Origin of the sequence: Streptomyces chromofuscus, assembly GCF_015160875.1 — a bacterium.
Classification (GTDB): domain Bacteria; phylum Actinomycetota; class Actinomycetes; order Streptomycetales; family Streptomycetaceae; genus Streptomyces; species Streptomyces chromofuscus.
Window position 1 is genome coordinate 5,910,033 of sequence record NZ_CP063374.1, and the last position, 23,430, is coordinate 5,933,462.

Here is a 23,430-nt window from a genome sequence, read left to right on the forward strand (position 1 = left end):
GCCCGCCCCCGGGCGAGGGGACGGGCCGGCGTCGCGCACACCGTGCGCAGGGGTCAGCGGTCGCTGCTCGCCCCGCGACGGCGCATGCCGAAGAACACCGCGCCGCCGCCCACGACGAGCAGGGTCGCGGCGATGCCGGCGATCAGCCCGGTGCTGGAGTCGGCGCCGGTCTCGGCAAGGTGGGAGTCACCGACCGCGGGTGACGGGGCGTTGCTCGCGGTGTCCGCGGGCGGGGTGCTGTCGTCCTCGGAGGGCGGCGCGGCCGGTGTGCCGGACTCGGCCGGGGCGGTGGGAGTGTCCGACGGCTGCGGCGTCGTCTCCGACGGGGGCGGGGTGGGCGTCGCGGTCTCCTCGGTGGTGCAGGCCGTGGCCGGGGTGACCAGGTTGGGCTTGATGTCCTCGTCGACCTGATTGCCGGCCTTGACGTGGATGCGGTACGTCGCCAGCGGCTTCCAGTCCTCGGCGAAGGTGATCGTGACACCCTCGCGCGAGCCCTTGACCACCTGGCTGCCGACGAGACGCTCGTCGGCGCCGTTGTTCTCCAGGTAGACCTTGACGGTCGCCGGGGTCCCGGTCGGGTCCTTGTCGGTGACCGTGATGACGCCCTTCGTACCGTCGCACTCCGCCGCGGCGGAGAACTCACTGATGTCGCAGGCGAGGGCGTTGCCCGCGACTCCGAGCGCGAGCGCGGCGGAGGCCGCGGTGACACCGAGGACGCGCACGGAACGACGTGCGTTACGGCGATGTATGGACACGTTTGTCCTTCATGGATGCGCAATTGCGGGGGGTTGAGGGGGAGTTGGGACAACAGCGCGGCCGTGGCCCCAGCGCCCCCAGGAGGCTCACAGGTCTATAAGCGCTCCATAAGCAGTGTCAATCCGCAGGCGCATCCTGGGCGTTGGCTTTGCCCGCTTATTAATCGCCGAGACGTTTCAACGCCGCCGGAGCCTCCTCGGTCCGGTCGACCAGGGCGATGCGCGCCTCCATCGACCGCTCGCGGGCCGGCGATCGAAGCAGCGGCCAGGCCGGGAGCCGGTCCGTCCAGTGCGCGCCGGTTCACCAGCACCATCGGGGTGGGCTCGCCGCGGGACTCGTAGCAGCTCGGCGTCGCGTTGTCGAACATCTCCTGTACGGTCCCGGCGGCGCCCGGCAGGAACACCACGCCGGAGGTGCAGCGGGCCAACAGGCCGTCCCCGCGGGTGGCGTTGTCGAAGTACTTGGCCGCGTACGTGCCGAGGTTCGCCGCCTCCATCGCTCCGGGGCCGCCGCCGGTCGCGACGGTGAACCCGGCGCGAGCCGACTCCCAGGCGCGCTGCACCCGCGTACGCGTCCGTCCCGCGGGCCATCGCGTGTTCGCCGTCCCCCACGCTCGAATACGCTCGCGCGGGCGGTACCCCCATCGCCCACCACGCGGGCGCGGCGAGTAGTTCGTCCAGCGCGTCGGAGACGGCGTCGTCGTGCACGGCGCGCAGCATCGACGCGAAGACGTCGCCATCGGCCATGGTCTGCTGGAACCACGCGTAGGACAGGGCGTCCGGCGTCGCCTATACCCCTTCTCCAGACCGTCGAACAGCTCGTCCGGGGTGTGGACGAAGCCGCGGTACGGGTCGAAGGGCAGGTCCGGTACCGGTGGGAAGACCAGGGCGCCTGCGGCGGCGACCCGGCCGGCCGCGTCGTCCGTCATGGGGCAGCCGAGGAAGACGGCGCCGGTGACGTCGGTGGAGAGCAGCGCGTCCGTCCGGGCCGTCAGATCGACGGTCCGGACGCGGAATCGGGCCAGGTGCCGTGGGCGGCGACGACCTCGTCGAACTCGGTGAGGGACTCGATCTCGCGGTCGTGCGAGGCGGTGTGGGTGGCGTGGGCGGGTGGTGTGGGATGCACCCGCCCATGCTGGGGGCGCGTGTCGCTCAGCCCTCGACGGCCGCCGGGTCCATCCACACGACTTCCCAGGTGTGGCCGTCCAGGTCGTCGAAGGCGCGGCCGTACATGAAGCCGTGGTCCTGGGTCTCGCCGGAGGCGGAGCCACCGGCCGAGATCGCCTTCTCCACCAGCTCGTCGACCTTCGCGCGGCTCTCCGCGCTCAGGCACAGCAGCACCTCGCTGGACTTCGTGGCGTCCACGATCTCCTTCTTCGTGAACTCGCCGTACTTCTGCTTGGTGAGCAGCATGGCCACGATCGTGTCGCTGATCATGACCGAGGCGGCGGTCTCGTCGCTGAACTGGGCGTTGATCGCGTAACCGAGCTCCGTGAAGAACTTCTTCGAGGCGTCGAGGTCGTTCACGGGCAGGTTCACGAAGATCATCTGCTGGTACATCCGCGGTCTCTCCCATCGGTGTCGTGCCGTTCGGTGGGGTAGACCCGGGGCCGGCGCGGAACTCATCGTCGGCCGGGGACTTTTTTCGTACGGGTTTCCGCGCGCGCCTCAACGGGCGAGCGGCTGCGCGGCGAGCGCGGCGACGGCCAGGGTCAGCGGGGCGAACATCGCGACCAGGGTGGCGGCGCGGAGCGCGGCGGCGGCGCGCAGCATCGTCACCGGGGCGCCGAGCCGGAGCAGGGCGGCGGTGGTGTCGGCGCGGGCGTGCTTGGCCTCGACGGCGGTGGTGAGCAGGGTGGCGAGGGTGCAGCCCGCGACGAGGAGTGCGCCGAGGGTGGTGAGGGGGCCGAGGGTGGGGCCGTCGGGGTTCTGCAGCGTGGCCATGGCGTAGGCGGCGGATGCGACGGCGCAGACGATGCCGAGGGGCCGTCCGATGCGGGAGGACTCCTCCATCAGCACGCGGCCGGCCAGAAGGCGGAGGGCGCCGGGCCGGACGATCTGCAGGAGGTGGCCGCACAGATGGGTGAGGCCGGGGCCGGTGAGGGCGAGGCCGACGGCGGTGAGGAGCCAGCCGAGGAGGACGCCCACGGGGCCGCTGGTCAGGCCGCCGGGCATGTCGGCGGTGGCCGTGGTGCGGTCGGCGTAGGCCTCCACGGCGAGGCCGGCGGCGAGGACGGAGATGCCCCAGGGGAGGGCGGCGGTGGCGTCGAGGCGCTTGCCGTCGTTTCCGGGGGCGCCCGGAGCGGGTGTGAGGAGGTCGGGTGCGCCGCCCGGCGCCTGCGGGGCGTCGGCGGTGTCCGCCGCTGCGGGCTTCGCCCGCGGCTCGCCGTCGGCGGCCCCCCGCCTCAGATGCGCGCCGAAACGCCCGTACGCCCCGAACGTCTCGCGCGCCGCTCCGCGCCCGTACGCCCCGAAGCGGCCGAACGCCCTCCGCGCGCCCCGTGCCCGTGCCGGGCCCGTCTCGCGCGGGCGCAGCACCACCGCCACCGACAGGGACGCGGCTGCCGGGACCAGGGACAGCAGGGTGAGCGCCGCCGGGACCGGCAGGGACCGGTCCGCCGCGAGGAACTGGGTCGCCGCCCCGTCGAAGGGCATGCCGGTGAGGTCGCCGCGGAGGTGGAGGAAGAACAGCAGGGCCAGCATCGAGCCGAGGGTGGTCGACAGGGCCGTGGTCGTGGCCGAGATCGTCATCAGACGGGCCGGGCCCAGGCCGATCGCCGACAGGCCCGGGCGGGGCCGGGTGCCGGGGTCGGTACGGGCGACGGCGACGGCGAAGTGGACCGTGGCGGCCAGGGGGACCGCGCACCAGACGAGGCGGAGCACGGCGGCGGAGGGATCGTCCGGGTGGCTCAGCGCGTAGCCGAGGGTGCACAGCAGCAGGAAGCCCGTACCGGCCGACGCCGCCGCGACGAGCAGGCGGCGCAGCTGGACGGCCGGGTGGGCGCTGCGGGTCAGGCGGAGAGCGAGCACGCGGCCCGGCCTTCCGACTCGGTGACCGGCGGCAGGTGCACGGTGGTGACGCACCGTCCGTCCAGCAGGGAGACCGTGCGGTCGGCGAGGGCCGCGGTCGCCGGGTCGTGGGTGGCGAGGACCACCGTGATGCCGTGCGAGCGGGCCGCCGTGGTGAGGGTGCGCAGCACGTGCCCGCGGTCGGCGTGGTGCAGCGGGGCGGTGGGTTCGTCGGCGAAGAGGACCGTCGGCGCGGGGGCCAGCGCGCGGGCGATGCACACCCGCTGCCGCTCGGCCTGACGCAGTTCGCGCGGGCGCCTGCCGGCGCACTCGCCGACATCGAGGCGGTCCAGCCATTCCAGGGCGACCGTCTTGGCGCGCCGTCGGCTGGTGCCGCGCAGCATCAGCGGGAGCGCGGCGTTCTCCCAGGCGTTCAGCTCCGGTACGAGCACGGGGGCGGGGTCGATCCAGGCGAACCGGTCGCGGCGCAGCCGTTCCCGGGCGGCGGGGCGCATGGTGTGCACGGGCACGCTGTTGAACCAGACCTCGCCGTCGGCGGGGCGCACCAGGCCGGACAGGCAGGCCAGCAGCGTGCTCTTGCCGCTGCCGCGCGGGCCGGAGACGGCGAGGATCTCGGCCTCCCTCACACCCAGCGAGACGCCTGAGAGGCCGGGGGAGCCGTCGGGGTGCTGGAAGTGCAGGGCGCGTGCCCAGAGGACGTCGTTGTCCGGCGGAGCCACCATGGGCGTACACCTCAGTTCGGATCCGTATGTGCCTGCCAGGTCCCTCGTGCGGGGGAACGAAGGCTGGGCCGATCGGTCACTGGGCACGCTAGGCAGCGGTCGCCGGGCTCCCTGACAGCACACGGCCCCGGGCCGCCGTTCTCACTCGAACGGACGGCGCCGGGGCCGTTGCCGATCATCCCGAAGGAAGATCACCGCGTCAGCCGATCACCGCGTCGGCTCATCACAGCTTCGACCACGCCTCCGTCAGCGTGGCCCGCAGGATCTGCTCGATCTCGTCGAAGGTCTCCTGGTTGGAGATCAGCGGCGGCGCGAGCTGGACGACCGGGTCGCCGCGGTCGTCGGCGCGGCAGTACAGGCCGTTGTCGAACAGCGCCTTGGACAGGAAGCCGTACAGGACGCGCTCGGTCTCCTCCTCGTTGAAGGACTCCTTGGTGGCCTTGTCCTTCACCAGCTCGATGCCGTAGAAGAAGCCGTTGCCGCGGACGTCGCCGACGATCGGCAGGTCGTGCAGCTTCTGCAGGGTCTGGAGGAAGGCGCTCTCGTGGTCCAGCACGTGCTGGGTGAGGTTCTCGCGCTCGAACAGGTCGAGGTTGGCGAGGCCCACGGCCGCGGAGACCGGGTGGCCGCCGAAGGTGTAGCCGTGCAGGAAGGTGTTGTCGCCCTGGTAGAACGGCTCCGCGATGCGGTCCGAGACGATGCAGGCGCCGATCGGGGAGTAGCCCGAGGTCATGCCCTTGGCGCAGGTGATCATGTCCGGGACGAAGCCGAACTTGTCGCAGGCGAAGATCGTGCCGAGGCGGCCGAAGGCGCAGATGACCTCGTCCGACACGAGCAGCACGTCGTACTGGTCACAGATCTCGCGCACCCGCTGGAAGTAGCCGGGCGGCGGCGGGAAGCAGCCGCCGGCGTTCTGCACCGGCTCCAGGAAGACCGCGGCGACCGTCTCCGGGCCCTCGAAGAGGATCTGCTGCTCGATCTGGTCGGCGGCCCACCGGCCGAAGGCCTCGGGGTCGTCGCCGTGGATCGGGGCGCGGTAGATGTTGGTGTTCGGGACCTTGTGCGCGCCCGGGACGAGCGGCTCGAAGGGGGCCTTCAGCGCCGGCAGGCCGGTGATGGACAGGGCGCCCTGCGGGGTGCCGTGGTACGCGACGGCGCGGGAGATGACCTTGTACTTGGTCGGCTTTCCCTGGAGCTTGAAGTACTGCTTGGCGAGCTTCCAGGCGGTCTCGACGGCCTCGCCGCCGCCGGTGGTGAAGAAGACCTTGTTCAGATCGCCCGGCGCGTAGTCGGCGAGGCGCTCGGCCAGCTCGACGGCCTTGGGGTGGGCGTAGGACCACACCGGGAAGAAGGCCAGCTCCTGGGCCTGCTTGAACGCCGTCTCGGCGAGCTCCGTGCGGCCGTGACCGGCCTGGACCACGAACAGACCCGCAAGACCGTCGAGGTAGCGCTTGCCCTTGTCGTCGTAGATGTAGGTGCCCTCGCCGCGCACGATCGTCGGTACGGGGGCGTTCTCGTACGAGGACATGCGGGTGAAGTGCATCCACAGGTGGTCGTACGCGGATTTGCTGAGGTCCTTGGTGCTCACGGTTATCGGGTTCCCCACATGTAGGTCTGCTTCTTGAGCTTGAGGTAGACGAAGCTCTCGGTGGAGCGCACGCCGGGCAGGGCCCGGATGCGTTTGTTGATGACGTCCAGCAGGTGGTCGTCGTCCTCGCAGACGATCTCGGCGAGGATGTCGAACGAGCCCGCGGTCATCACCACGTACTCGACTTCCGACATGCCGGTCAGTGCGTCGGCCACGTCCTCCGTGTCGCCCTCGACGGTGATCCCGACCATCGCCTGCCGGCGGAATCCCACGGTGAGCGGGTCCGTGACGGCGACGATCTGCATCACGCCCTGGTCGAGCAGCTTCTGCACCCGCTGGCGCACCGCCGCCTCGGACAGGCCGACGGCCTTGCCGATGGCGGCGTACGGCCGACGGCCGTCCTCCTGGAGCTGCTCGATGATCGCGAGGGAGACGGCGTCCAGCTGGGGGCTCCCGGTCCTGGACTCGCGGGAGGACTCACGAAAGGACTCGCGGAGACCCCGCGAGGTCCTCTGGTCTGCGCTTCGACTGGCCACGAGCTCACTCTGCACGACGTCTCGATAGTTTCGCAAGGCCGCATCGATGAAATTCGTTGTTTGCGCGTTCGAATCTTGCGGATATCGCAGATTCGGCGCGGCAGGGGGTGTTGAAACCGTGGGACTACCGATTAGGGTGGGTGTCTCAGTGATGGGACACCCGAACCTGGAGGGCCGGCAGTGAGCACCGAGCTGCGTCGTCTGCGCAACTACATCGACGGAGAGTTCCGGGACGCCGCCGACGGACGGACCACCGAGGTGGTGAACCCGGCGACCGGCGAGGCGTACGCCACCGCGCCGCTGTCCGGGCAGGCCGACGTCGACGCCGCCATGGCGGCCGCCGAGGCCGCGTTCCCGGCGTGGCGCGATACCACCCCGGCCGAGCGGCAGAAGGCCCTCCTGAAGATCGCGGACGCGTTCGAGGCGCGCGCCGAGGAACTGATCGCGGCCGAGGTGGAGAACACGGGCAAGCCGGTCGGGCTGACCCGCTCCGAGGAGATCCCGCCGATGGTCGACCAGATCCGCTTCTTCGCGGGTGCGGCCCGGATGCTGGAGGGCCGCTCCGCCGGTGAGTACATGGACGGGCTGACCTCGATCGTCCGCCGTGAGCCGGTCGGCGTCTGCGCGCAGGTCGCGCCGTGGAACTACCCGATGATGATGGCCGTGTGGAAGTTCGCCCCGGCGATCGCGGCCGGCAACACGGTCGTGCTGAAGCCGTCCGACACCACCCCCGCCTCCACCGTGCTGATCGCGGAGATCCTCGGTGAGATCCTGCCCAAGGGCGTCTTCAACGTCATCTGCGGTGACCGCGAGACCGGCCGCATGATGGTCGAGCACCCCGTCCCGGCGATGGCCTCCATCACCGGCTCGGTGCGCGCCGGCATGTCGGTCGCCGAGTCCGCGGCCAAGGACGTCAAGCGGGTCCACCTGGAGCTGGGCGGCAAGGCGCCGGTCGTCGTCTTCGACGACACCGACATCGCCAAGGCCGTCGAGGACATCTCCGTGGCCGGTTTCTTCAACGCCGGGCAGGACTGCACGGCGGCCACCCGCGTGCTGGTGCACGAGGCGATCCACGACGAGTTCGTGCAGGCCCTCGCCAAGGCCGCCGCCGACACCAAGACCGGCCTGCCGGACGACGAGGACGTGCTGTACGGCCCGCTGAACAACCCCAACCAGCTCAAGCAGGTCGCCGGTTTCATCGAGCGGCTGCCCGCGCACGCCAAGGTGGAGGCCGGCGGTCACCAGGTCGGCGACAAGGGCTACTTCTACGCCCCGACCGTCGTCTCCGGCTTGAAGCAGGACGACGAGATCGTCCAGAACGAGGTCTTCGGCCCGGTCATCACCGTCCAGTCCTTCCGCGACGAGGACCAGGCGGTCGAGTACGCCAACGGCGTCGAGTACGCCCTCGCGTCCTCCGTGTGGACCAAGGACCACGGCCGCGCGATGCGCATGTCCAAGAAGCTCGACTTCGGCTGCGTGTGGATCAACACCCACATCCCGCTGGTCGCCGAGATGCCGCACGGCGGCTTCAAGAAGTCCGGCTACGGCAAGGACCTGTCGGCGTACGGCTTCGACGACTACACCCGGATCAAGCACGTGATGACGTCGCTGGAGGCGTAGCGCTCCGCTCGGGGGAGGGGGCCGTGGGCCCAGCGGGTCCGTGGTGGCCGGGCGCGCCCACGCGGCGGAGCCGCGCATCGACACCGCCCCGCACGGCACCGCCCCGCACGGCATCGATCACGCGTGAGGCCTCACAGAGGCTCGGCCCCGGACGGAGGACGGACCCTCCGTCCGGGGCCGTGGTCCGTCCGGCGGGTGCCGGGAGGCGGGCGAGCGGGTGTCCGGGCTGCGCGGAAGGGCGCGGCGCAGCGTCCCTGTTCCTTCGCCTCGTCCCGGCGGGATGCGGCGCGACGTGCGGGCGTCTCGCGGTGGCGCGTCGCCCGGGACATCGCGGCGGAAGGGCGGGCGGAGTCCGCGCGAGGCGGGGGAACGCGGCGGTGGAGTCGTGATCGCCGCCTCCGGCGCGTGCGGCGTGCCCGCGGCGGGGGGAGGCTGAAGAGGAGACGAACGCGCGGGCCGGGAGCGAGGCAGCCATGACGGAACCCGACGCCGCGGCCGAGAGGGCGATTCTCGGCCGCATCACGGAGATGATCAGCCAGGAGAGGGACCTGCGGGACCACCTGGCGGAGGAGGGCACCGACCGGTCGGCGGAGCAGGCCCGCCTGGCGCGCATCGAGACCGAGCTCGACCAGTGCTGGGACCTGCTGCGGCAGCGCCGGGCCAGGCTCGCGGCGGGGCAGGACCCCGGCGAGGCCGAGGTGCGCCCGGCGTCGCAGGTGAAGGGCTATCTGACCTGAGCCACCCGCGCCGACCTGTGCCCTGAGCCAGCTGCTTTGATCCATCCGGCCTGAGTCACCCGCTCCGAGGCATCTGCCCCGCGCCACGTGTTCTGCGCGACGAAAAACCGGGACGGGCGTCGCCGGGAATGCGGCAGGGGGACCTGTTGTTGAGGGGAACGTCTGACATGTTCGAGCCAAGCGGCTCGCATGTCGGTGAAAGGAGCCCCCCATGGCACGCAGCACCGCACGCCCCGTCGTCCGCCTGAAGTCGACGGCCGGCACCGGAGTCACCTACGTGACCCGCAAGAACCGTCTGAACGACCCCGACCGGCTGGTCCTGCGCAAGTACGACCCGGTCGCCGGCGCTCACGTCCTCTTCCGCGAGGAACGCTGACGCCCGCCTCTCGCCGCCCCACGGCGAAGGCCTCGAGGAAAGGACATCTCATGAGGCCCGGCATCCACCCCGTCTCCCGCCCGGTCGTCTTCCGCGACCGCGCCGCGGGGTTCGCCCTGCTCAGCCGCTCCACCCTCGACTCGCGGAGCACGGTCGAGTGGAAGGACGGACACACCTACCCGGTCGTCGACGTGGAGATCTCGTCGGCGAGCCACCCCTTCTACACCGGCACCTCGCGCGTCCTGGACACCGCCGGCCGCGTGGAGCGCTTCGAGCGGCGCTACGGCCGTACCGCCGCCGCCCGCCCCTGACCGGCGGACCCGGCGATCTTCGTTAGGAGACCATGATGAAGGTGCGCAAGTCACTGCGCTCGCTGAAGGCCAAGCCCGGCGCCCAGGTGGTGCGCCGGCGGGGAGTGACCTTCGTGATCAACAAGAGGGACCCGCGCTTCAAGGCTCGCCAGGGCTGACGCGTCCGCGTCCATCACACCTCCGGCCCGGCATCCGCGACAGCGCGGGTGCCGGGCCGGCGTGCATGTTCGCGTCGGACGACGGGTTGCCGGGTGGTGCGCAGGCCGCACAGGGTCTCGATGCGGTTGGTGGTGATCGAGTCGACGCCCAGGGCGAGCAGGCGGCGCATCGTGCGGCGGGTGTCGGCGGTCCACACGGACAGCAGGTAGCCGTCCTTGTGGACGCGGGCGGACAGATCGCGGCTCACCAGGCCGAAGCGGTAGTTGAGCCAGCGCGGGCGCACCGCGTCGAGCAGGGCCGGGCGCGGCGGGGCCAGGGTCGTCCAGGTGAGGGCGATCTCGGCGGCCGGGTCGGCGGCCCGTACCGCGAGCATCGCGGTGGCGCCGGCGCAGTAGTACACGCGGTCCGCCGCCCCGCACCGGCGCACGACGTCCACCACTTGGCGCGCCGCCCGGACGTCGGGCGTTCCCGGCAGGTCGAGCATCACCCGGTGCCCGTCGGTCGCGGTGAGCGCCTCCGCGAGCGTCGGCACCCGGCCCGCCGTCAGCCCCCGCACCTCGTCGGCCGACAGCGACAGCAGCGGCCGGTCGTGCTCCCACAACCGCTTCAGCGTCTCGTCGTGCAGCAGCACCGGAACACCGTCCCGCGTCAGCCGTACGTCGACCTCCACCGCGTCCGCGCCCAGTCGGAGCGCGGACCGCAGCGAGTCGAGCGTGTTCTCACGGAAGTGGTACGGGGCACCGCGGTGGGCCACGGCGGTCACGTTCGGCATGGAGCCATTGTGGTGGCCGGTCAGCGTGCGAGCCATGCCGCGGTGTACGCGTCGATCTCTTCCTTGATCCGCCCCTTGCCGGCCTGGTCGAGGAAGGACGCCTCCACCGCGTTCTTCGCGAGGTCGGCAAGCCCTCGCTCGTCGAGGTCGAGCAGCCGGGCGGCGACGGCGTACTCGCTGTTGAGGTCGGTGCCGAACATCGGCGGGTCGTCGGAGTTGATGGTCACCAGGACGCCGGCCCGCGCGAACTCCCGGATGGGGTGCTCCTCGAGCGTGCGGACGGCGCGGGTGGCGATGTTGGAGGTCGGGCACACCTCCAGCGCGATCCGGTGCTCGGCGAGGTGCTCCAGCAGCTTCGGGTCCTGCGCCGAACTGGTGCCGTGCCCGATGCGCTCGGCGCGCAGATGCGTCAGCGCGTCCCACACCGTCTGCGGGCCGGTCGTCTCACCGGCGTGCGGCACGGAACGCAGTCCGGCGGCCGTGGCCCGGTCGAAGTACGGCGCGAACTGCGGCCGGGGCACGCCGATCTCGGGCCCGCCGAGCCCGAAGGAGACCAGCCCCTCGGGGCGCAGCCGGTCGTCGGTGGCCAGCCGCGTCGTCTCCTCGGCCGCCTCCAGGCCCGCCTCGCCGGGGATGTCGAAGCACCAGCGCAGTACGGTGCCGAAGTCCGCCTCGGCCGCCTTGCGGGCGTCCTCGATCGCGTCCATGAACGCCTGCTCGTCGATCCCGCGCCGGGTGGAGGAGAAGGGCGTGACGGTCAGCTCGGCGTACCGCACCTGCTGGCGGGCCATCTCCCGGGCCACCTCGTACGTCAGCAGCCGGACGTCCTCCGGGGTGCGGATGAGGTCGACGACGGACAGGTACACCTCGATGAAGTGGGCGAAGTCCGTGAAGGTGAAGTAGTCGACCAGGGCCTCGGGGTCGGTGGGGACCTTGGAGTCGGGGTGGCGGGCGGCGAGTTCGGCGACGATCCGGGGAGAGGCGGAACCGACGTGGTGGACGTGCAGTTCGGCCTTGGGCAGCCCGGCGATGAAGGCGTGCGGGTCGCGGGCGCCGGGTACGCCGGATATGGCGGGTGCGGCGGACGCGGTGGCGTGGTCGGTCAAGGTTCCTCCCCGGAACGGCGCCCGGGCCGCGGGTGGCGGCGGGACGCGGGTGATCGGCTGATCGGTGACTCGGGATCATCGTAGGCCGCGGTTCGCGGGGCGAGTGGAGCGGGTTTCGGGAACCGGGGAGGGCGGCACCAGGGCGGTCATGCACGGGCCGTAGCATGACGGAACGTACGACAGAGGGGGTCCCGCGGATGACCGACCACGCGCAGACGCCGGCCGCGCCGGACAACAACGCCGTGCCCGGTGCCGCCGGTCCGGGGGATGCCGTGCCGGGGGATGGCGTGCCCGGGGCGGCGGCGAGTGGTGCGCCGCCCGCCGATGCGGCGCACGGCGGTGCCCCTGCCGCCGGTGGCGCCTGGACGCCGCCGCGGTGGCCCGAGGACGCGGCTGCCGTGACCTCGGAGGTCTCGCTGGACGCCGGTGCGATTCCCGAGGTCGGACAGGACGTCACCCGGGGCGGCACCGACGCGTCCCGGGTCCCGCTGGACAAGCGGTCGGCGGATCGCGGCAGCCCCGAGCCCGACCCCTGGGTGGCTCCGGCCGACCGCATGCCGGCGGGGCCCGGAGACACCATCGCGTCGTCGGGCGGCCCCGGCACCCCGGCCCCTTCCGTGCACGACCAGCAGACGGTCACGTCCTTCCCGGCCGCGGACGCCTCCCCGCCGTGGGCCGCCCCGGCCCCGCCGCCCGGCCCCGCCACGTCCTCGACCGGCACACCCGCCTCCTTCCCGCCGCCGAACCCCGCCGCGGTCAACCCGTTCGCCCCGCCCGCCCGGGGCCCGCATGACGTCCCGCCCCCGCCCATCGCCCCCGACGGTCCGGGCCAGGTCCCGTACGGCTACCCTGCGGCCGGCTACGGCTACCCGCCGCCCCAGCCGGCGTACGCCGCTCAGCACACGCACGGGGCCGCGGGGTACTACGGCTGGCCGGGCGGCCAGGGCGAACCGAGCAACGGCCTCGGCACCGCCGGCATGGTGGTCGGCATCATCTCGGTCGCCGGTTTCTGTCTCTGGCCCGTGGCGATCCTCCTCGGCATCCTGGGCGTGATCTTCGGCGGCATCGGCCGGGCCAAGGCGAACCGCGGCGAAGCCACCAACGCGGGGCAGGCCCTGGCCGGCATCATCTGCGGTGTCGTCGGCCTGGTTCTCGGCGTCGGATTCGGCGTGCTGGTGATCATGGCGCGGTAGGCGAGGCGCGGGGTGCTGCCCGGCCCCCGGGGGGCAACCCTTCGGCGCCCCCGGCCTTCAACGCTGTCGCGCCGATCTCCCTCGACGCCGACAAGCCCCAGGCGCCGACCGACGAGCAGCGGCACGCCGCCCCGCCTCGCCTGCAGCGGCACGCCGCCGACCGACGAGCAGCGGCGCCCCGCCTCGCCCCACGTCGGCGCGCGGCGCACCTGACCCCGGGCTCCCAGCCGCAAGGCACCTCGGAGCCCGCCCTCGTTCAACCCCCGTCATTTCGCCCGCGGTTCACCCCCGCAGCCGTGCCCGCGCCACCATCAGTGCGAACCCCAGCAGGTTCAGGCCGCGCCACCGTTCAGGATCGGTCGCCGCCTCGTCGTCCGCCGCCAGGCCGATGCCCCACACGGGGTCCACCGGACTCGCCTCCACCAGCACCCGCTCCCCGGTGCCCAGCAGGAAGTGCCCCAGATCGGTGTGCGCGGTGAACTTGTGGACGTTGCCCTCGACCACGATGCCGAACCGCTCGCGCTCCCAGACGGTCCCGTCGAAACCGCGTACCAGCCGCCCCGCCTTCTTCGCCTCGGCGGGATGCCCGGCCGCCAGCACCTGACGCTCCGCCTCCGCGTCCTCGAACAGGCGCGCCTTGGCGGCCATCATCCAGTGCTCCGCCGTCGGGTACTCCACCCCGTCCACGGTGAACGGCGACGGCCACCACTGGCTCAGACAGTTCGCGCCCACCCGCCCGTCGGGTCTCGGCCGGTGCCCCCAGAAGTGCAGATACCGGGGGCGGGCGCCCGCCCGGACCTCGCTGACCAGCGCCTCCCGGGAATCGATCACTCCACCGATCTGCTCCATGCATGGGAGTGTGGCAGCCACCACTGACACTCCGTCCCTCCTTTTCGAGGCCGACTCGACACCTGGTCGACAGATTCCGTCGCTTAACCAAAAGGCAACAACGGAATCACTTGTTGGACGACCACCCCTCTGTCAGGATCGGCACTCAAATCGAGCTGGAGCTACGCCACCCGCCCCGAGGGACTGCGGGGAGACGGCGGAGGAGAGCGACATGCACAACCCGGGCAACAGCACCCCGGAACGATTCCCCGCCCAGGACCGTTTCGCGGACGGCGCGCAGTACGTCGCGGGCCGCCTCACGAAGGGCACCTCGGGCCGGACCCACGCGGTCGTCGATCCGGCCACCGGTGAGGAGGTGTTCACCTACGACCTGGCCGGCCCGGACGACGTGGACGCGGCCGTCGCCGCGGCGCGCGAGGCCTTCCCGGCGTGGGCCGGCGCCACCCCCGGTGAGCGTTCCGACGCTCTGCACCGCTTCGCTGTTGTGCTCGCCGAGCGCGCGGAGGACTTCGCCCGCGCCGAATCACTGCAGTGCGGCAAGCCGTTGAAGCTGACCCGCGAGTTCGACGTGCCGGGCACGGTCGACAACACCGCGTTCTTCGCGGGCGCCGCACGGCACCTCCAGGGGCAGTCGGCCGGTGAGTACTCCGGCGACCACACCTCCTACGTCCGCCGCGAGCCCGTCGGCGTGGTCGGCTCCATCGCGCCCTGGAACTACCCCCTCCAGATGGCCGCGTGGAAAATCCTCCCGGCGATCGCCGCGGGCAACACCATCGTTCTCAAGCCCGCCGAGCTGACCCCGCTGACCTCCCTGCTGTTCGCGCGGGCCGCCACCGACGCCGGGATCCCGGACGGCGTCGTCAACATCGTCACGGGCACCGGCAAGGAGGCCGGCGAGCACCTCGTCGGACACCCGGACGTGGCGATGACGTCCTTCACCGGCTCCACCGCCGTCGGCAGGCGCGTCGCCGAGATCGCCACCGCCACCGTCAAGCGGCTCCACCTCGAACTCGGCGGCAAGGCGCCCTTCTTGGTGTTCGACGACGCCGACCTGGACGCCGCCGTCAACGGCGCCGTCGCGGGCGCGCTGATCAACACCGGTCAGGACTGCACGGCCGCCACGCGCGCGTATGTGCAGCGACCTCTCTACGAGGCCTTCGTGGAGCGGACCGCCGCCCTCATGGAGACCGTCCGCCTCGGCGACCCCTTCGCGGCGGGCACCGATCTCGGGCCGCTGATCTCGCACGCGCAGCGGGACCGTGTCGCCGGTTTCGTCGACCGGGCGCGTGCCTACGCGCGCGTGGTCACCGGCGGCGAGGCGCCCCGGGGCGAGTTGGGCAACGGCGCGTACTACCGGCCCACGCTCGTCGCGGACGCACCCCAGGACAGCGAGATCGTCCAGTCCGAGATCTTCGGACCGGTCCTCGTCGTCCTGCCCTTCGACACCGACGAGGAAGGGATCCGGCTCGCCAACGACACCCCGTACGGTCTCGCGGCCTCCGCCTGGAGCCGTGACGTCTACCGTGCGAACCGCGCCACCCGCGAGATCCAGGCGGGCTGCGTGTGGGTGAACGATCACATCCCGATCATCAGCGAGATGCCGCACGGCGGATACCGGCAGTCCGGCTTCGGCAAGGACATGTCCGTGTATTCGTTCGATGAGTACACGCAGCTCAAGCACGTTATGTTCGATAATACGGCGGTCGTCCGGAAGGACTGGCACCGCACGATCTTCGGGGACCGATAACCACCTCAGGCCGCCCGACCCGCGGCCGCCCATCCCGAAAGGGCACCACGCGCATGGAGCAGTACGAGCCCGACCGCCCGTCCGCGGCCCAGGTGGCCGCCATGCGGCGCAGCCTGCGCAGCGGCAGGGCCTCCCTCACCCGCCGTTCGCTGTTGCGCGCCTCCGCCGGCGGCGCGCTCGCGGTCGGCGGCCTGGGGACCCTGAGCGCCTGCGGCATCCCCCCGGCGGCACAGACGTCAGGAGTGTCGTCCGAGGACCACTCGGCGAAGGAGAAGACCGTCAGCTTCTCCAACTGGACCGAGTACATGGACGTCGACGACAGCGGCAAGAAGCGTCCGACGCTCGACGCGTTCAGGAAGCGCACCGGCATCACGGTCAAGTACACCGAGGACATCAACGACAACGTCGAGTTCTTCGGCAAGATCAAGCCGCAGCTGGCGGCGGGCCAGGACACCGGCCGCGACCTGATCTGCGTGACCGACTGGCTCGCCGCGCGCCTCATCCGCTTCGGCTGGGTGCAGAAACTGGACGCGTCCAACCTGCCGACCGCGTACGCCAACCTGTCCCAGCAGTTCCGCAGCCCCGACTGGGACCCGGGACGGGCGTACTCCTACCCCTGGACGGGCATCTCCACGGTCATCGCCTACAACAAGAAGGCGCTGGACGGCGTCGAGGTCACCTCCGTCTCCGACCTGCTCGACAACCCCAAGCTCAAGGGGCGCGTCGGCTTCCTGTCGGAGATGCGCGACAGCGTCGGCATGACGCTGCTGGACATGGGCAAGGACCCGGCCAAGTTCAGCGACGACGACTTCGACGCCGCGATCGCCCGCATGCAGAAGGCCGTCGACCGGGGCCAGATCCGCCGCTTCACCGGCAACGACTACACCTCGGACCTCACCAAGGGCGACTTCGCGGCGTGTATCGCCTGGGCCGGTGACGTCGTCCAGCTCAAGGCGGACAGCCCGGACGTCGACTTCGTCATCCCCGACAGCGGTTACATGACGTCGACGGACAACCTCCTGGTGCCGAACAAGGCGCGCCACAAGACCAACGCCGAGCGGCTCATCGACTTCTACTACGAGCCGGGGCCGGCCGCGCAGCTCGCCGCGTACATCAACTACGTGTGCCCGGTCGACGGGGTGAAGGCGGAGCTCGCCAAGCTCGACGAGGACGCGGCGAACAACCCGCTGATCCTCCCCGACAAGGAGATGGCCGCCAAGTCTCACGCCTTCCGCTCACTGAGCTCGAAGGAAGAGACGGCGTACGAAGAGAAGTTCGCGAAGCTGACAGGGGCGTGACGACGACGATGACGACGAAGGACAGCGGCGGCGACGTCCGCCTCTCCGGAATCAGCAAGACCTACGGCTCCTTCACCGCCGTGCACCCGCTGGACCTGACCGTCCCGGAGGGCTCCTTCTTCGCCCTGCTCGGCGCGTCGGGCTGCGGCAAGACCACCACCCTGCGGATGATCGCGGGACTGGAGGAACCGACGACCGGCACCGTCCGGCTCGGCGACCAGGACGTGACCGCGCTGCCGCCGTACAAGCGGCCGGTGAACACGGTGTTCCAGTCCTACGCCCTCTTCCCGCACCTGGACATCTTCGAGAACGTCGCCTTCGGTCTGCGCCGACGCGGCGTCAAGTCGGTGAAGAAGCAGGTCGAGGAGATGCTCGACCTGGTCCAGCTCGGCGAGCAGGCCCGCAAGAAGCCGCACCAGCTCTCCGGCGGCCAGCAGCAGCGCGTCGCCGTCGCCCGCGCGCTGATCAACCACCCCAAGGTGCTGCTCCTCGACGAGCCCCTCGGCGCCCTGGACCTGAAGCTGCGCCGGCAGATGCAACTGGAGCTCAAGCGCATCCAGACCGAGGTCGGCATCACCTTCATCCACGTCACGCACGACCAGGAGGAGGCCATGACCATGGCCGACTGCGTCGCCGTGATGAACGCGGGCCGCGTCGAGCAACTGGGCGCCCCCGCCGAGCTGTACGAGAACCCGCGCACCACGTTCGTCGCCAACTTCCTCGGCACCTCGAACCTGATCGAGGCCGAGGTCGACACCAAGGCGGGCGACGAGATCGTCCTGAAGGCGGGCGGCGGCAAGCTCACGCTCCCCGTCGGGCGCTGTTCGGCGTCCACGGCGACCGGCGGCAAGGTGCTGGTCGGCGTGCGCCCCGAGAAGATCTCCCTCGTCCACGCGGACGACGCCGGGGAGATCCCGGAGGGCCGCAACCGGATCACCGGCACGATCGCCGACGCCAGCTTCATCGGCGTCTCCACGCAGTACGTCATCGACAGCCCCGTCTGTTCCGAGCTCGCCGTGTACGTGCAGAACGTCGAGCGCGACGGCCGCCTCGTCCCCGGTGCCGACGTCGTCCTGCACTGGAACCCCGCCCACACCTTCGGCCTGGACGCCGCGCAGGACATCGACGCGGGCACCGAGGAGGAGGCCGCCTGATGTCGACGCTCACCGAGGCGCCACCGCCTCTCGCGCCCGCACCGGCGAAGAAGCCGCCGCGCCGCCGCGGCCGTCTCACGCCGTACTGGCTGCTGCTGCCGGGCCTGCTGTGGCTGGTCGTCTTCTTCGCACTGCCGATGGTCTACCAGGCCTCCACGTCCGTGCAGACGGGCTCCCTGGAGGAGGGCTACGAGGTCACCTGGCACTTCGCCACCTACTGGAACGCCCTGTCCGAGTACTGGCCGCAGTTCCTGCGCTCGGTGCTGTACGCCGGTTCCGCGACGATCCTGTGCCTGCTGCTGGGCTATCCGCTGGCGTACCTGATCGCGTTCCGCGCGGGCCGCTGGCGGAACCTGATCATGATCCTGGTGATCGCGCCGTTCTTCACCAGCTTCCTGATCCGCACCCTCGCCTGGAAGACGATCCTCGCGGACGGCGGCCCGGTCGTCGGCGCCCTCAACACGCTGCACGTCCTGGACGTCACCAGCTGGCTCGGCATCACCGCCGGCGACCGGGTGCTGGCCACCCCGCTGGCGGTCGTGTGCGGTCTGACGTACAACTTCCTGCCGTTCATGATCCTGCCGCTGTACACCTCGCTGGAGCGCATCGACAGCCGGCTGCACGAGGCGGCGGGAGACCTGTACGCGAAGCCGTCCACCACCTTCCGGAAGGTCACCTTCCCGCTGTCGATGCCGGGTGTCGTCTCCGGCACGCTGCTGACCTTCATCCCGGCGGCCGGTGACTACGTGAACGCCGATCTGCTCGGCTCCACCGACACCCGCATGATCGGAAACGTCATCCAGTCGCAGTTCCTGCGGATTCTGGACTATCCGACGGCGGCGGCCCTGTCCTTCATCCTGATGTTCGCGATCCTCGTCATGGTGACGCTCTACATCCGCAAGTCCGGCACGGAGGATCTGGTTTAAATGACCTTCGTCAATTGGCTCAAGCGTCATCTCGTCGTCATCGCGGGGCTGTTCACGCTCGGATTCCTGCTGCTGCCGAACGTCGTCGTGACGGTCTTCTCCTTCAACAACCCGAAGGGCCGTTTCAACTACGAGTGGCAGGAATTCTCCACGGCCGCCTGGACCGATCCGTGCGGGGTCGCCGACCTGTGCGGCTCGCTCTCGCTCAGCCTCCAGATCGCGCTCTGGGCGACGCTGGGCGCGACGGTCCTCGGCGCGATGATCGCCTTCGCCCTCGTGCGGTACCGGTTCCGCGCGCGGGGGGCGGTCAACTCGCTGATCTTCCTGCCCATGGCGATGCCCGAGGTGGTGATGGCGGCCTCGCTGCTGACCCTCTTCCTCAACATGGGCGTGCAGCTGGGGTTCTGGACGATCCTCATCGCGCACATCATGTTCTGCCTCAGCTTCGTCGTGACGGCCGTCAAGGCGCGTGTGATGTCGATGGACCCGAAGCTGGAGGAGGCCGCGCGCGACCTGTACGCCGGTCCGTTCCAGACCTTCGTCCGGGTCACGCTGCCGATCGCGGCCCCCGGAATCGCGGCGGGCGCGCTGCTCGCCTTCGCGCTCTCCTTCGACGACTTCATCATCACCAATTTCAACGCGGGTTCGACCGTCACCTTCCCCATGTTCGTCTGGGGCTCGGCACAGCGCGGAACGCCCGTTCAGATCAATGTCATCGGTACGGCCATGTTCGTCATCGCCGTACTGTTCGTCCTGGCCTCGATGGTTCTCGGCAGCCGCCGCAAGCGCCAGAAGGCGTGACGCACCCGTAGGGAGTTGACATCATGGCCCCAAGCGCCATGAGCTCTGGCAATCACTGCACAAAAGCACTCTCCGAAGCCCAGCCGGTTCCGTACTGGCTGGAAGACCCCGGCAAGCCCCACCCCGAGCCCGCCCTCACCGGCGCCGAGACCTGCGACCTGCTGGTCGTCGGCGGCGGGTACAGCGGACTGTGGACCGCGCTCAACGCCAAGGAGCGCGACCCGCGGCGGGATGTCGTCCTGCTGGAAGGCCGCGAGGTGGGCTGGGCCGCCTCGGGCCGCAACGGCGGCTTCTGCGCCGCCTCCCTCACGCACGGCCCGGCCAACGGCCTGGCCCGCTGGCCGGGCGAGATCCACAAGCTGCAGGAGCTGGGCGCCCGCAACCTCGACGACATCGAGGAGGCGGTCGCCCGGTACGGCCTGGACTGCGAGTTCGAACGCACCGGTGAGATCGACGTGGCGACCGAGGAGTACCAGGTTCGCGAACTGCGCGAGTGGTACGCGGAGATGGAACGCCAGGGGCTCGCCGACGGCGTGGAGTTCCTCGACGCCGCCGCGGTGCGGGACCAGGTCGACTCCCCGACGTTCCGGGCCGGCCTGCACGACCGCCGGGGCGTCGCCATGCTCCACCCGGCCAAGCTCGCCTGGGGCCTGAAGCGGGCGTGCCTCCGGCTCGGCGTGCGCATCCACGAGCACACCCCCGCCCTCACGCTGAAGCCGTACGGCGCCGGCATGGCCGTCCGCACCCCCTACGGCCGGATCCGCGCCCGCCAGGTCGCGCTCGGCACGAACGTCTTCCCCAGCCTCGTCAGGCGCGTCCGCCCGTACACCGTCCCGGTCTACGACTACGCCCTGATGACCGAACCGCTCACCGCCGAGCAGCTCGGGGCCATCGGCTGGAAGAACCGGCAGGGACTCGGGGACAGCGCCAACCAGTTCCACTACTTCCGGCTGTCCGCCGACAACCGCGTCCTGTGGGGCGGCTACGACGCGATCTACCCGTACGGCGGCCGGGTGCGCGCCGAGTACGACCACCGCCCGGAGACCTACGCCAAGCTCGCCCGGCACTTCTTCACCTGCTTCCCGCAGCTGGAAGGCGTCCGCTTCACCCACGCGTGGGGCGGCGCCATCGACACCTGCTCGCGCTTCTCGGCGTTCTTCGGCACGGCGCACGGCGGCAGGGTCGCGTACACGGCGGGCTACACGGGCCTCGGGGTGGGCGCCACCCGCTTCGGAGCCGACGTGATGCTGGATCTGCTGGCGGGGGAGCGGACCGAGCGCACCGAGCTGGAGATGGTGCGCAAGAAGCCGTTGCCGTTCCCGCCGGAGCCACTCGCGTGGACCGGCATCGCCCTCACCAAGTGGTCGCTGGCCAGGGCCGACGCCGACGGCGGGCGGCGCAACCTGTGGCTGCGCGCCATGGACCGGCTGGGCCTTGGCTTCGACAGCTGAGACGCGGCCGCCGGTTCACGCCGCGCGCCGCCGCACCGTGTGAGCCGGTTCACTTCGCTCGGGTGCAGGAACCCGCGTAATGCCCCGGCTGGACCTCCCTCTCTCCCGTGACGCGACCAGCGTCCACGCGCAGAGAGGGAGGTTTCCTCATGACAGGGGCGAAGACGGCCGTCGAGTGGCTGGCATCCGTCACACCGGACCCCGAGGCCTGCCGCTGGGAATGGGAGCGCAACCCCCTCGGGGTCGCGCTGCTGCCCGCCGGCCGGGCCTGGGACGTGCTGATCCTGCCGAGCGAACTCGGCTACCCGACGCTCGACGTCCTCACCCGCATCCTCGACCAGCTCGGCCCGGTCCTGGTCGACTTCGGCGACTCCCGGATGGGCTTCCTCGTGCCGCCGGGCACGGCGTCCCGCTGGATCGGCACGGGCATCCGCACCGCGGGAGCCGGCACCTGGATCGTCGTGCCGTACCCGGGCCGCTCGACGGGCGGAACGCGCTGGCTGGTCCCGCCGGACGGCTCGGGCACGCTGACGGACCCGGCCCTGCTGGAGCTGGCGATGCACGAGGCGGCGGCGGGCCTGGCGACCCGGGAGGACGGCTAGAACGCCCATGAAGATCTTGGTGAGGGGCTGTCCGGCCGTAGGCCGGGCGGCCCCTTTTCGTTATGCGGTAGGGGCACCCATGGGCTCGGTCGGCGACTCGTACGACAACGCCCTGGCCGGGAACCTGTGGGTGCTGAGCAAGGCCGAATGTGTCCGCGACCGCGTCTTCGCCCCGCGAGCCGAGGCGAACCTGGCGCTCTTCGAGTACATCGACGGCCTCTACAGCAGTCGGCGCGTCCAGGAACGGCTCGGCTTCCTCAGCCCCATCGAGTTCGAGGAGAAGCACTACACCGAGCAGACGACGCGTCGAAACAAGCGAACCTGAAATCCCGTCAGCCGAGCAGCACCTCTCGCGCAACGGGGAACCTCAGGGTATGAGTCGGGCAGGGCTGCGAACCAGAACCGGTCCGCTGGCTCGTAGCACCAACGGCAGGGAGATCAACTTCCGGGTCACCTTGTACGGCAGGCGCACGAACACCCGGTCATGGTCTCAGCCGACGACCGTCACCGCTGCTACCTGCAGCGCCGGACTATTCACGCGGCACACGGTCAGATCCAGCCCTGTCGCGTCGCCTCCATCGCCAGCTGGAAACGCGTCTGCGCACCGACGCGGCGCATGAGCTTGGTGATGTGCCGCTGCACAGTGCGTTCGCTCCAGCCCAGGGCCCGGCCCGCCGACTTGTCCGTGGCGCCCGACGACAGCAGTGTCAGCAGCTTCGTCTCCTCCTCGGTCAGTCGGGCCGAACCGTCCTTGAGGGAAACGGCCGCCGACGGCCGTATCTGTACACTGCGCTCCCACGTCGTCTCGAACAGCGCCACCAGTGCGTCCAGCAGCGGCGAGGGATGGATGACATACGAGGCGGTCACCGTGTTGTCGCCCGGCCGCAGCAGGGGGAGCATGGCCACCCGGTCGTCGGAGATCGCCAGCTTCGTCGGCAGGCCGGTGGCGATCCGGGCTTGTTCGCCCAGTCGGATCCCGGCGGTGACGTCGTCCAGCCAACCCGGCAGTTCGAGCACCGAACTGTCATAAACCACTCGGTACTTTACGCCTCGCCGGAGCAAATCCAGTTCGATGCTGTTGGGTTCGGAGTGGCCGGCCGCTGCGGCATACGGTGGGCTGTCGAAGCCCCGCACCTGGGTGCGCGAGGCCCGCTGCATCTCCACCCAGTTCCGGTTGACATCGTCCCGTCCGGAGATGACCTGGACGAGTTGGTCGGGCTGAGCGAAGCGGCTGCCGGCGCGATACGCGGCCATCAGCGCGGAGAGATGGGTGCGCACACCGTCCAACGCCCGCTCCCGTTCGCGCAGTACGGCCTCAAGACCGCTGTCCGGCGACACCGCCACGTAGGTGACGGGTCGGCCGGGCCCGCTCAGCGCGAGACCCAGTTCCACCAGGGTCCGCAGCGAGCGGCCCGTCGCCTGCGCGGAGAGGCCGCAGTCGGCGGCGAGTTCGGCCCTCGTGGCCCGTGACCGCCGGATCAGGGCGTCGTAGACGGCCTCGTCGCGCTCGTCCAGGCCGATCGGTTCCAGCACCGCACATCACCTCTCCTCGCGTCGCACAGGTCTTCCCGCGTGCCGCGTCCCTGTCATTTTCCCGTCAGCTGACGGGAAGTCGCCTCTGGTTGACCTTGTCAGGGGCTCGAAGCGGATGTCAGCGTTCGAACGATTACGTGATCAGCCCGAACCCCCGACGTGAA

23 protein-coding genes and 2 pseudogenes are annotated in these 23,430 nt (G+C 70.9%); 14 read left to right on the forward strand and 11 right to left on the reverse strand.

Annotated features, from left to right (window positions below; genetic code table 11):
* Window positions 1–53: 53 nt before the first annotated feature.
* The 7 genes and pseudogenes from IPT68_RS26780 to IPT68_RS26810 form a co-directional block, all read right to left on the reverse strand.
* Window positions 54–755: an LAETG motif-containing sortase-dependent surface protein gene (locus IPT68_RS26780; RefSeq protein WP_189700799.1), complete on the reverse strand. Its 702-nt coding sequence runs from the start codon at window positions 753–755 to the stop codon at window positions 54–56.
* Window positions 756–915: 160 nt separating this feature from the next.
* Window positions 916–1,881, reverse strand: a pseudogene (locus IPT68_RS26785) (LOG family protein).
* Window positions 1,882–1,907: 26 nt separating this feature from the next.
* Window positions 1,908–2,315: a VOC family protein gene (locus IPT68_RS26790; RefSeq protein ID WP_189700798.1), complete on the reverse strand. Its 408-nt coding sequence runs from the start codon at window positions 2,313–2,315 to the stop codon at window positions 1,908–1,910.
* Between the two features lie 108 nt (window positions 2,316–2,423).
* Window positions 2,424–3,785: a hypothetical protein gene (locus tag IPT68_RS26795; RefSeq protein WP_189700797.1), complete on the reverse strand. Its 1,362-nt coding sequence runs from the start codon at window positions 3,783–3,785 to the stop codon at window positions 2,424–2,426.
* Complete coding sequence (locus IPT68_RS26800) at window positions 3,767–4,507, reverse strand: ABC transporter ATP-binding protein (protein WP_189700796.1); 741 nt, start codon at window positions 4,505–4,507, stop codon at window positions 3,767–3,769. The genes IPT68_RS26795 and IPT68_RS26800 overlap by 19 nt, the downstream gene beginning before the upstream one ends.
* 223 nt (window positions 4,508–4,730) lie before the next feature.
* Window positions 4,731–6,095 carry an aspartate aminotransferase family protein gene (locus IPT68_RS26805; RefSeq protein ID WP_189700795.1) on the reverse strand — a complete coding sequence of 455 codons (1,365 nt, stop codon included), beginning with the start codon at window positions 6,093–6,095 and terminating at the stop codon, window positions 4,731–4,733.
* 2 nt (window positions 6,096–6,097) lie between these two features.
* Complete coding sequence (locus tag IPT68_RS26810) at window positions 6,098–6,646, reverse strand: Lrp/AsnC family transcriptional regulator (RefSeq protein WP_189700794.1); 549 nt, start codon at window positions 6,644–6,646, stop codon at window positions 6,098–6,100.
* A 165-nt stretch (window positions 6,647–6,811) separates the two neighbouring features.
* Here IPT68_RS26810 and IPT68_RS26815 point away from each other — a divergent pair, with 165 nt between their 5' ends.
* The 5 genes from IPT68_RS26815 to ykgO all read left to right on the forward strand — a co-directional run bounded on the left by IPT68_RS26815 (window position 6,812) and on the right by ykgO (window position 9,833).
* Window positions 6,812–8,251 (forward strand): gamma-aminobutyraldehyde dehydrogenase, encoded by a 1,440-nt coding sequence (locus IPT68_RS26815; RefSeq protein ID WP_189700793.1) that lies wholly within the window; start codon window positions 6,812–6,814, stop codon window positions 8,249–8,251.
* 473 nt (window positions 8,252–8,724) lie between these two features.
* On the forward strand, window positions 8,725–8,988 hold the full coding sequence (locus tag IPT68_RS26820) for a DUF2630 family protein (protein WP_189700792.1): 264 nt from the start codon (window positions 8,725–8,727) through the stop codon (window positions 8,986–8,988).
* A 211-nt stretch (window positions 8,989–9,199) separates the two neighbouring features.
* On the forward strand, window positions 9,200–9,364 hold the full coding sequence (gene rpmG / locus IPT68_RS26825; protein ID WP_189700791.1) for a 50S ribosomal protein L33: 165 nt from the start codon (window positions 9,200–9,202) through the stop codon (window positions 9,362–9,364).
* A 50-nt stretch (window positions 9,365–9,414) separates the two neighbouring features.
* A complete protein-coding gene (locus IPT68_RS26830; protein ID WP_189700790.1) occupies window positions 9,415–9,675 on the forward strand; it encodes a type B 50S ribosomal protein L31 in 261 nt (86 codons plus the stop codon).
* A gap of 35 nt (window positions 9,676–9,710) precedes the next feature.
* A complete protein-coding gene (gene ykgO / locus IPT68_RS26835) occupies window positions 9,711–9,833 on the forward strand; it encodes a type B 50S ribosomal protein L36 (protein ID WP_194074121.1) in 123 nt (40 codons plus the stop codon).
* 14 nt (window positions 9,834–9,847) lie between these two features.
* On the opposite strand, the gene IPT68_RS26840 is transcribed toward ykgO, so the two are convergent.
* Both IPT68_RS26840 and IPT68_RS26845 read right to left on the reverse strand, forming a co-directional pair.
* Window positions 9,848–10,606 carry a glycerophosphodiester phosphodiesterase gene (locus IPT68_RS26840; RefSeq protein ID WP_189700789.1) on the reverse strand — a complete coding sequence of 253 codons (759 nt, stop codon included), beginning with the start codon at window positions 10,604–10,606 and terminating at the stop codon, window positions 9,848–9,850.
* A 20-nt stretch (window positions 10,607–10,626) separates the two neighbouring features.
* A pseudogene (locus tag IPT68_RS26845) lies at window positions 10,627–11,798 on the reverse strand (adenosine deaminase); the annotation flags it as partial.
* A gap of 111 nt (window positions 11,799–11,909) precedes the next feature.
* Between IPT68_RS26845 and IPT68_RS34305 the strand changes: the two are divergent.
* Entirely contained in the window at window positions 11,910–12,905 is a 996-nt protein-coding gene (locus IPT68_RS34305) for a DUF4190 domain-containing protein (protein WP_228039916.1), read from the forward strand.
* 282 nt (window positions 12,906–13,187) lie between these two features.
* Here the strand turns inward: IPT68_RS34305 and IPT68_RS26855 are convergent, their stop codons facing one another.
* Entirely contained in the window at window positions 13,188–13,754 is a 567-nt protein-coding gene (locus IPT68_RS26855; RefSeq protein ID WP_189700788.1) for an NADAR family protein, read from the reverse strand.
* A 211-nt stretch (window positions 13,755–13,965) separates the two neighbouring features.
* On the opposite strand from IPT68_RS26855, the gene IPT68_RS26860 reads away from it, so the two are divergent.
* The 8 genes from IPT68_RS26860 (at window position 13,966) to IPT68_RS26895 (ending at window position 22,058) form a co-directional block, all read left to right on the forward strand.
* Complete coding sequence (locus tag IPT68_RS26860; protein WP_189700787.1) at window positions 13,966–15,501, forward strand: gamma-aminobutyraldehyde dehydrogenase; 1,536 nt, start codon at window positions 13,966–13,968, stop codon at window positions 15,499–15,501.
* Window positions 15,502–15,554: 53 nt separating this feature from the next.
* The gene (locus tag IPT68_RS26865) at window positions 15,555–16,799 is read left to right on the forward strand and encodes an ABC transporter substrate-binding protein (RefSeq protein WP_189700786.1); all 1,245 of its coding nucleotides are present in this window, start codon (window positions 15,555–15,557) and stop codon (window positions 16,797–16,799) included.
* Complete coding sequence (locus tag IPT68_RS26870; RefSeq protein ID WP_373300710.1) at window positions 16,796–17,953, forward strand: ABC transporter ATP-binding protein; 1,158 nt, start codon at window positions 16,796–16,798, stop codon at window positions 17,951–17,953. Before IPT68_RS26865 ends, IPT68_RS26870 begins: the two co-directional genes overlap by 4 nt.
* A complete protein-coding gene (locus tag IPT68_RS26875; RefSeq protein WP_189700785.1) occupies window positions 17,953–18,879 on the forward strand; it encodes an ABC transporter permease in 927 nt (308 codons plus the stop codon). The genes IPT68_RS26870 and IPT68_RS26875 overlap by 1 nt, the downstream gene beginning before the upstream one ends.
* The gene (locus IPT68_RS26880; protein WP_189700784.1) at window positions 18,880–19,680 is read left to right on the forward strand and encodes an ABC transporter permease; all 801 of its coding nucleotides are present in this window, start codon (window positions 18,880–18,882) and stop codon (window positions 19,678–19,680) included.
* A gap of 23 nt (window positions 19,681–19,703) precedes the next feature.
* On the forward strand, window positions 19,704–21,131 hold the full coding sequence (locus IPT68_RS26885; protein ID WP_189700783.1) for an NAD(P)/FAD-dependent oxidoreductase: 1,428 nt from the start codon (window positions 19,704–19,706) through the stop codon (window positions 21,129–21,131).
* A 149-nt stretch (window positions 21,132–21,280) separates the two neighbouring features.
* Window positions 21,281–21,733 (forward strand): bifunctional DNA primase/polymerase, encoded by a 453-nt coding sequence (locus IPT68_RS26890; protein WP_189700782.1) that lies wholly within the window; start codon window positions 21,281–21,283, stop codon window positions 21,731–21,733.
* Window positions 21,734–21,812: 79 nt separating this feature from the next.
* The gene (locus tag IPT68_RS26895) at window positions 21,813–22,058 is read left to right on the forward strand and encodes an IS3 family transposase (RefSeq protein ID WP_189700781.1); all 246 of its coding nucleotides are present in this window, start codon (window positions 21,813–21,815) and stop codon (window positions 22,056–22,058) included.
* A 224-nt stretch (window positions 22,059–22,282) separates the two neighbouring features.
* On the opposite strand, the gene IPT68_RS26900 is transcribed toward IPT68_RS26895, so the two are convergent.
* On the reverse strand, window positions 22,283–23,266 hold the full coding sequence (locus IPT68_RS26900; protein ID WP_189700780.1) for a helix-turn-helix transcriptional regulator: 984 nt from the start codon (window positions 23,264–23,266) through the stop codon (window positions 22,283–22,285).
* Between the last annotated feature and the right edge of the window lie 164 nt (window positions 23,267–23,430).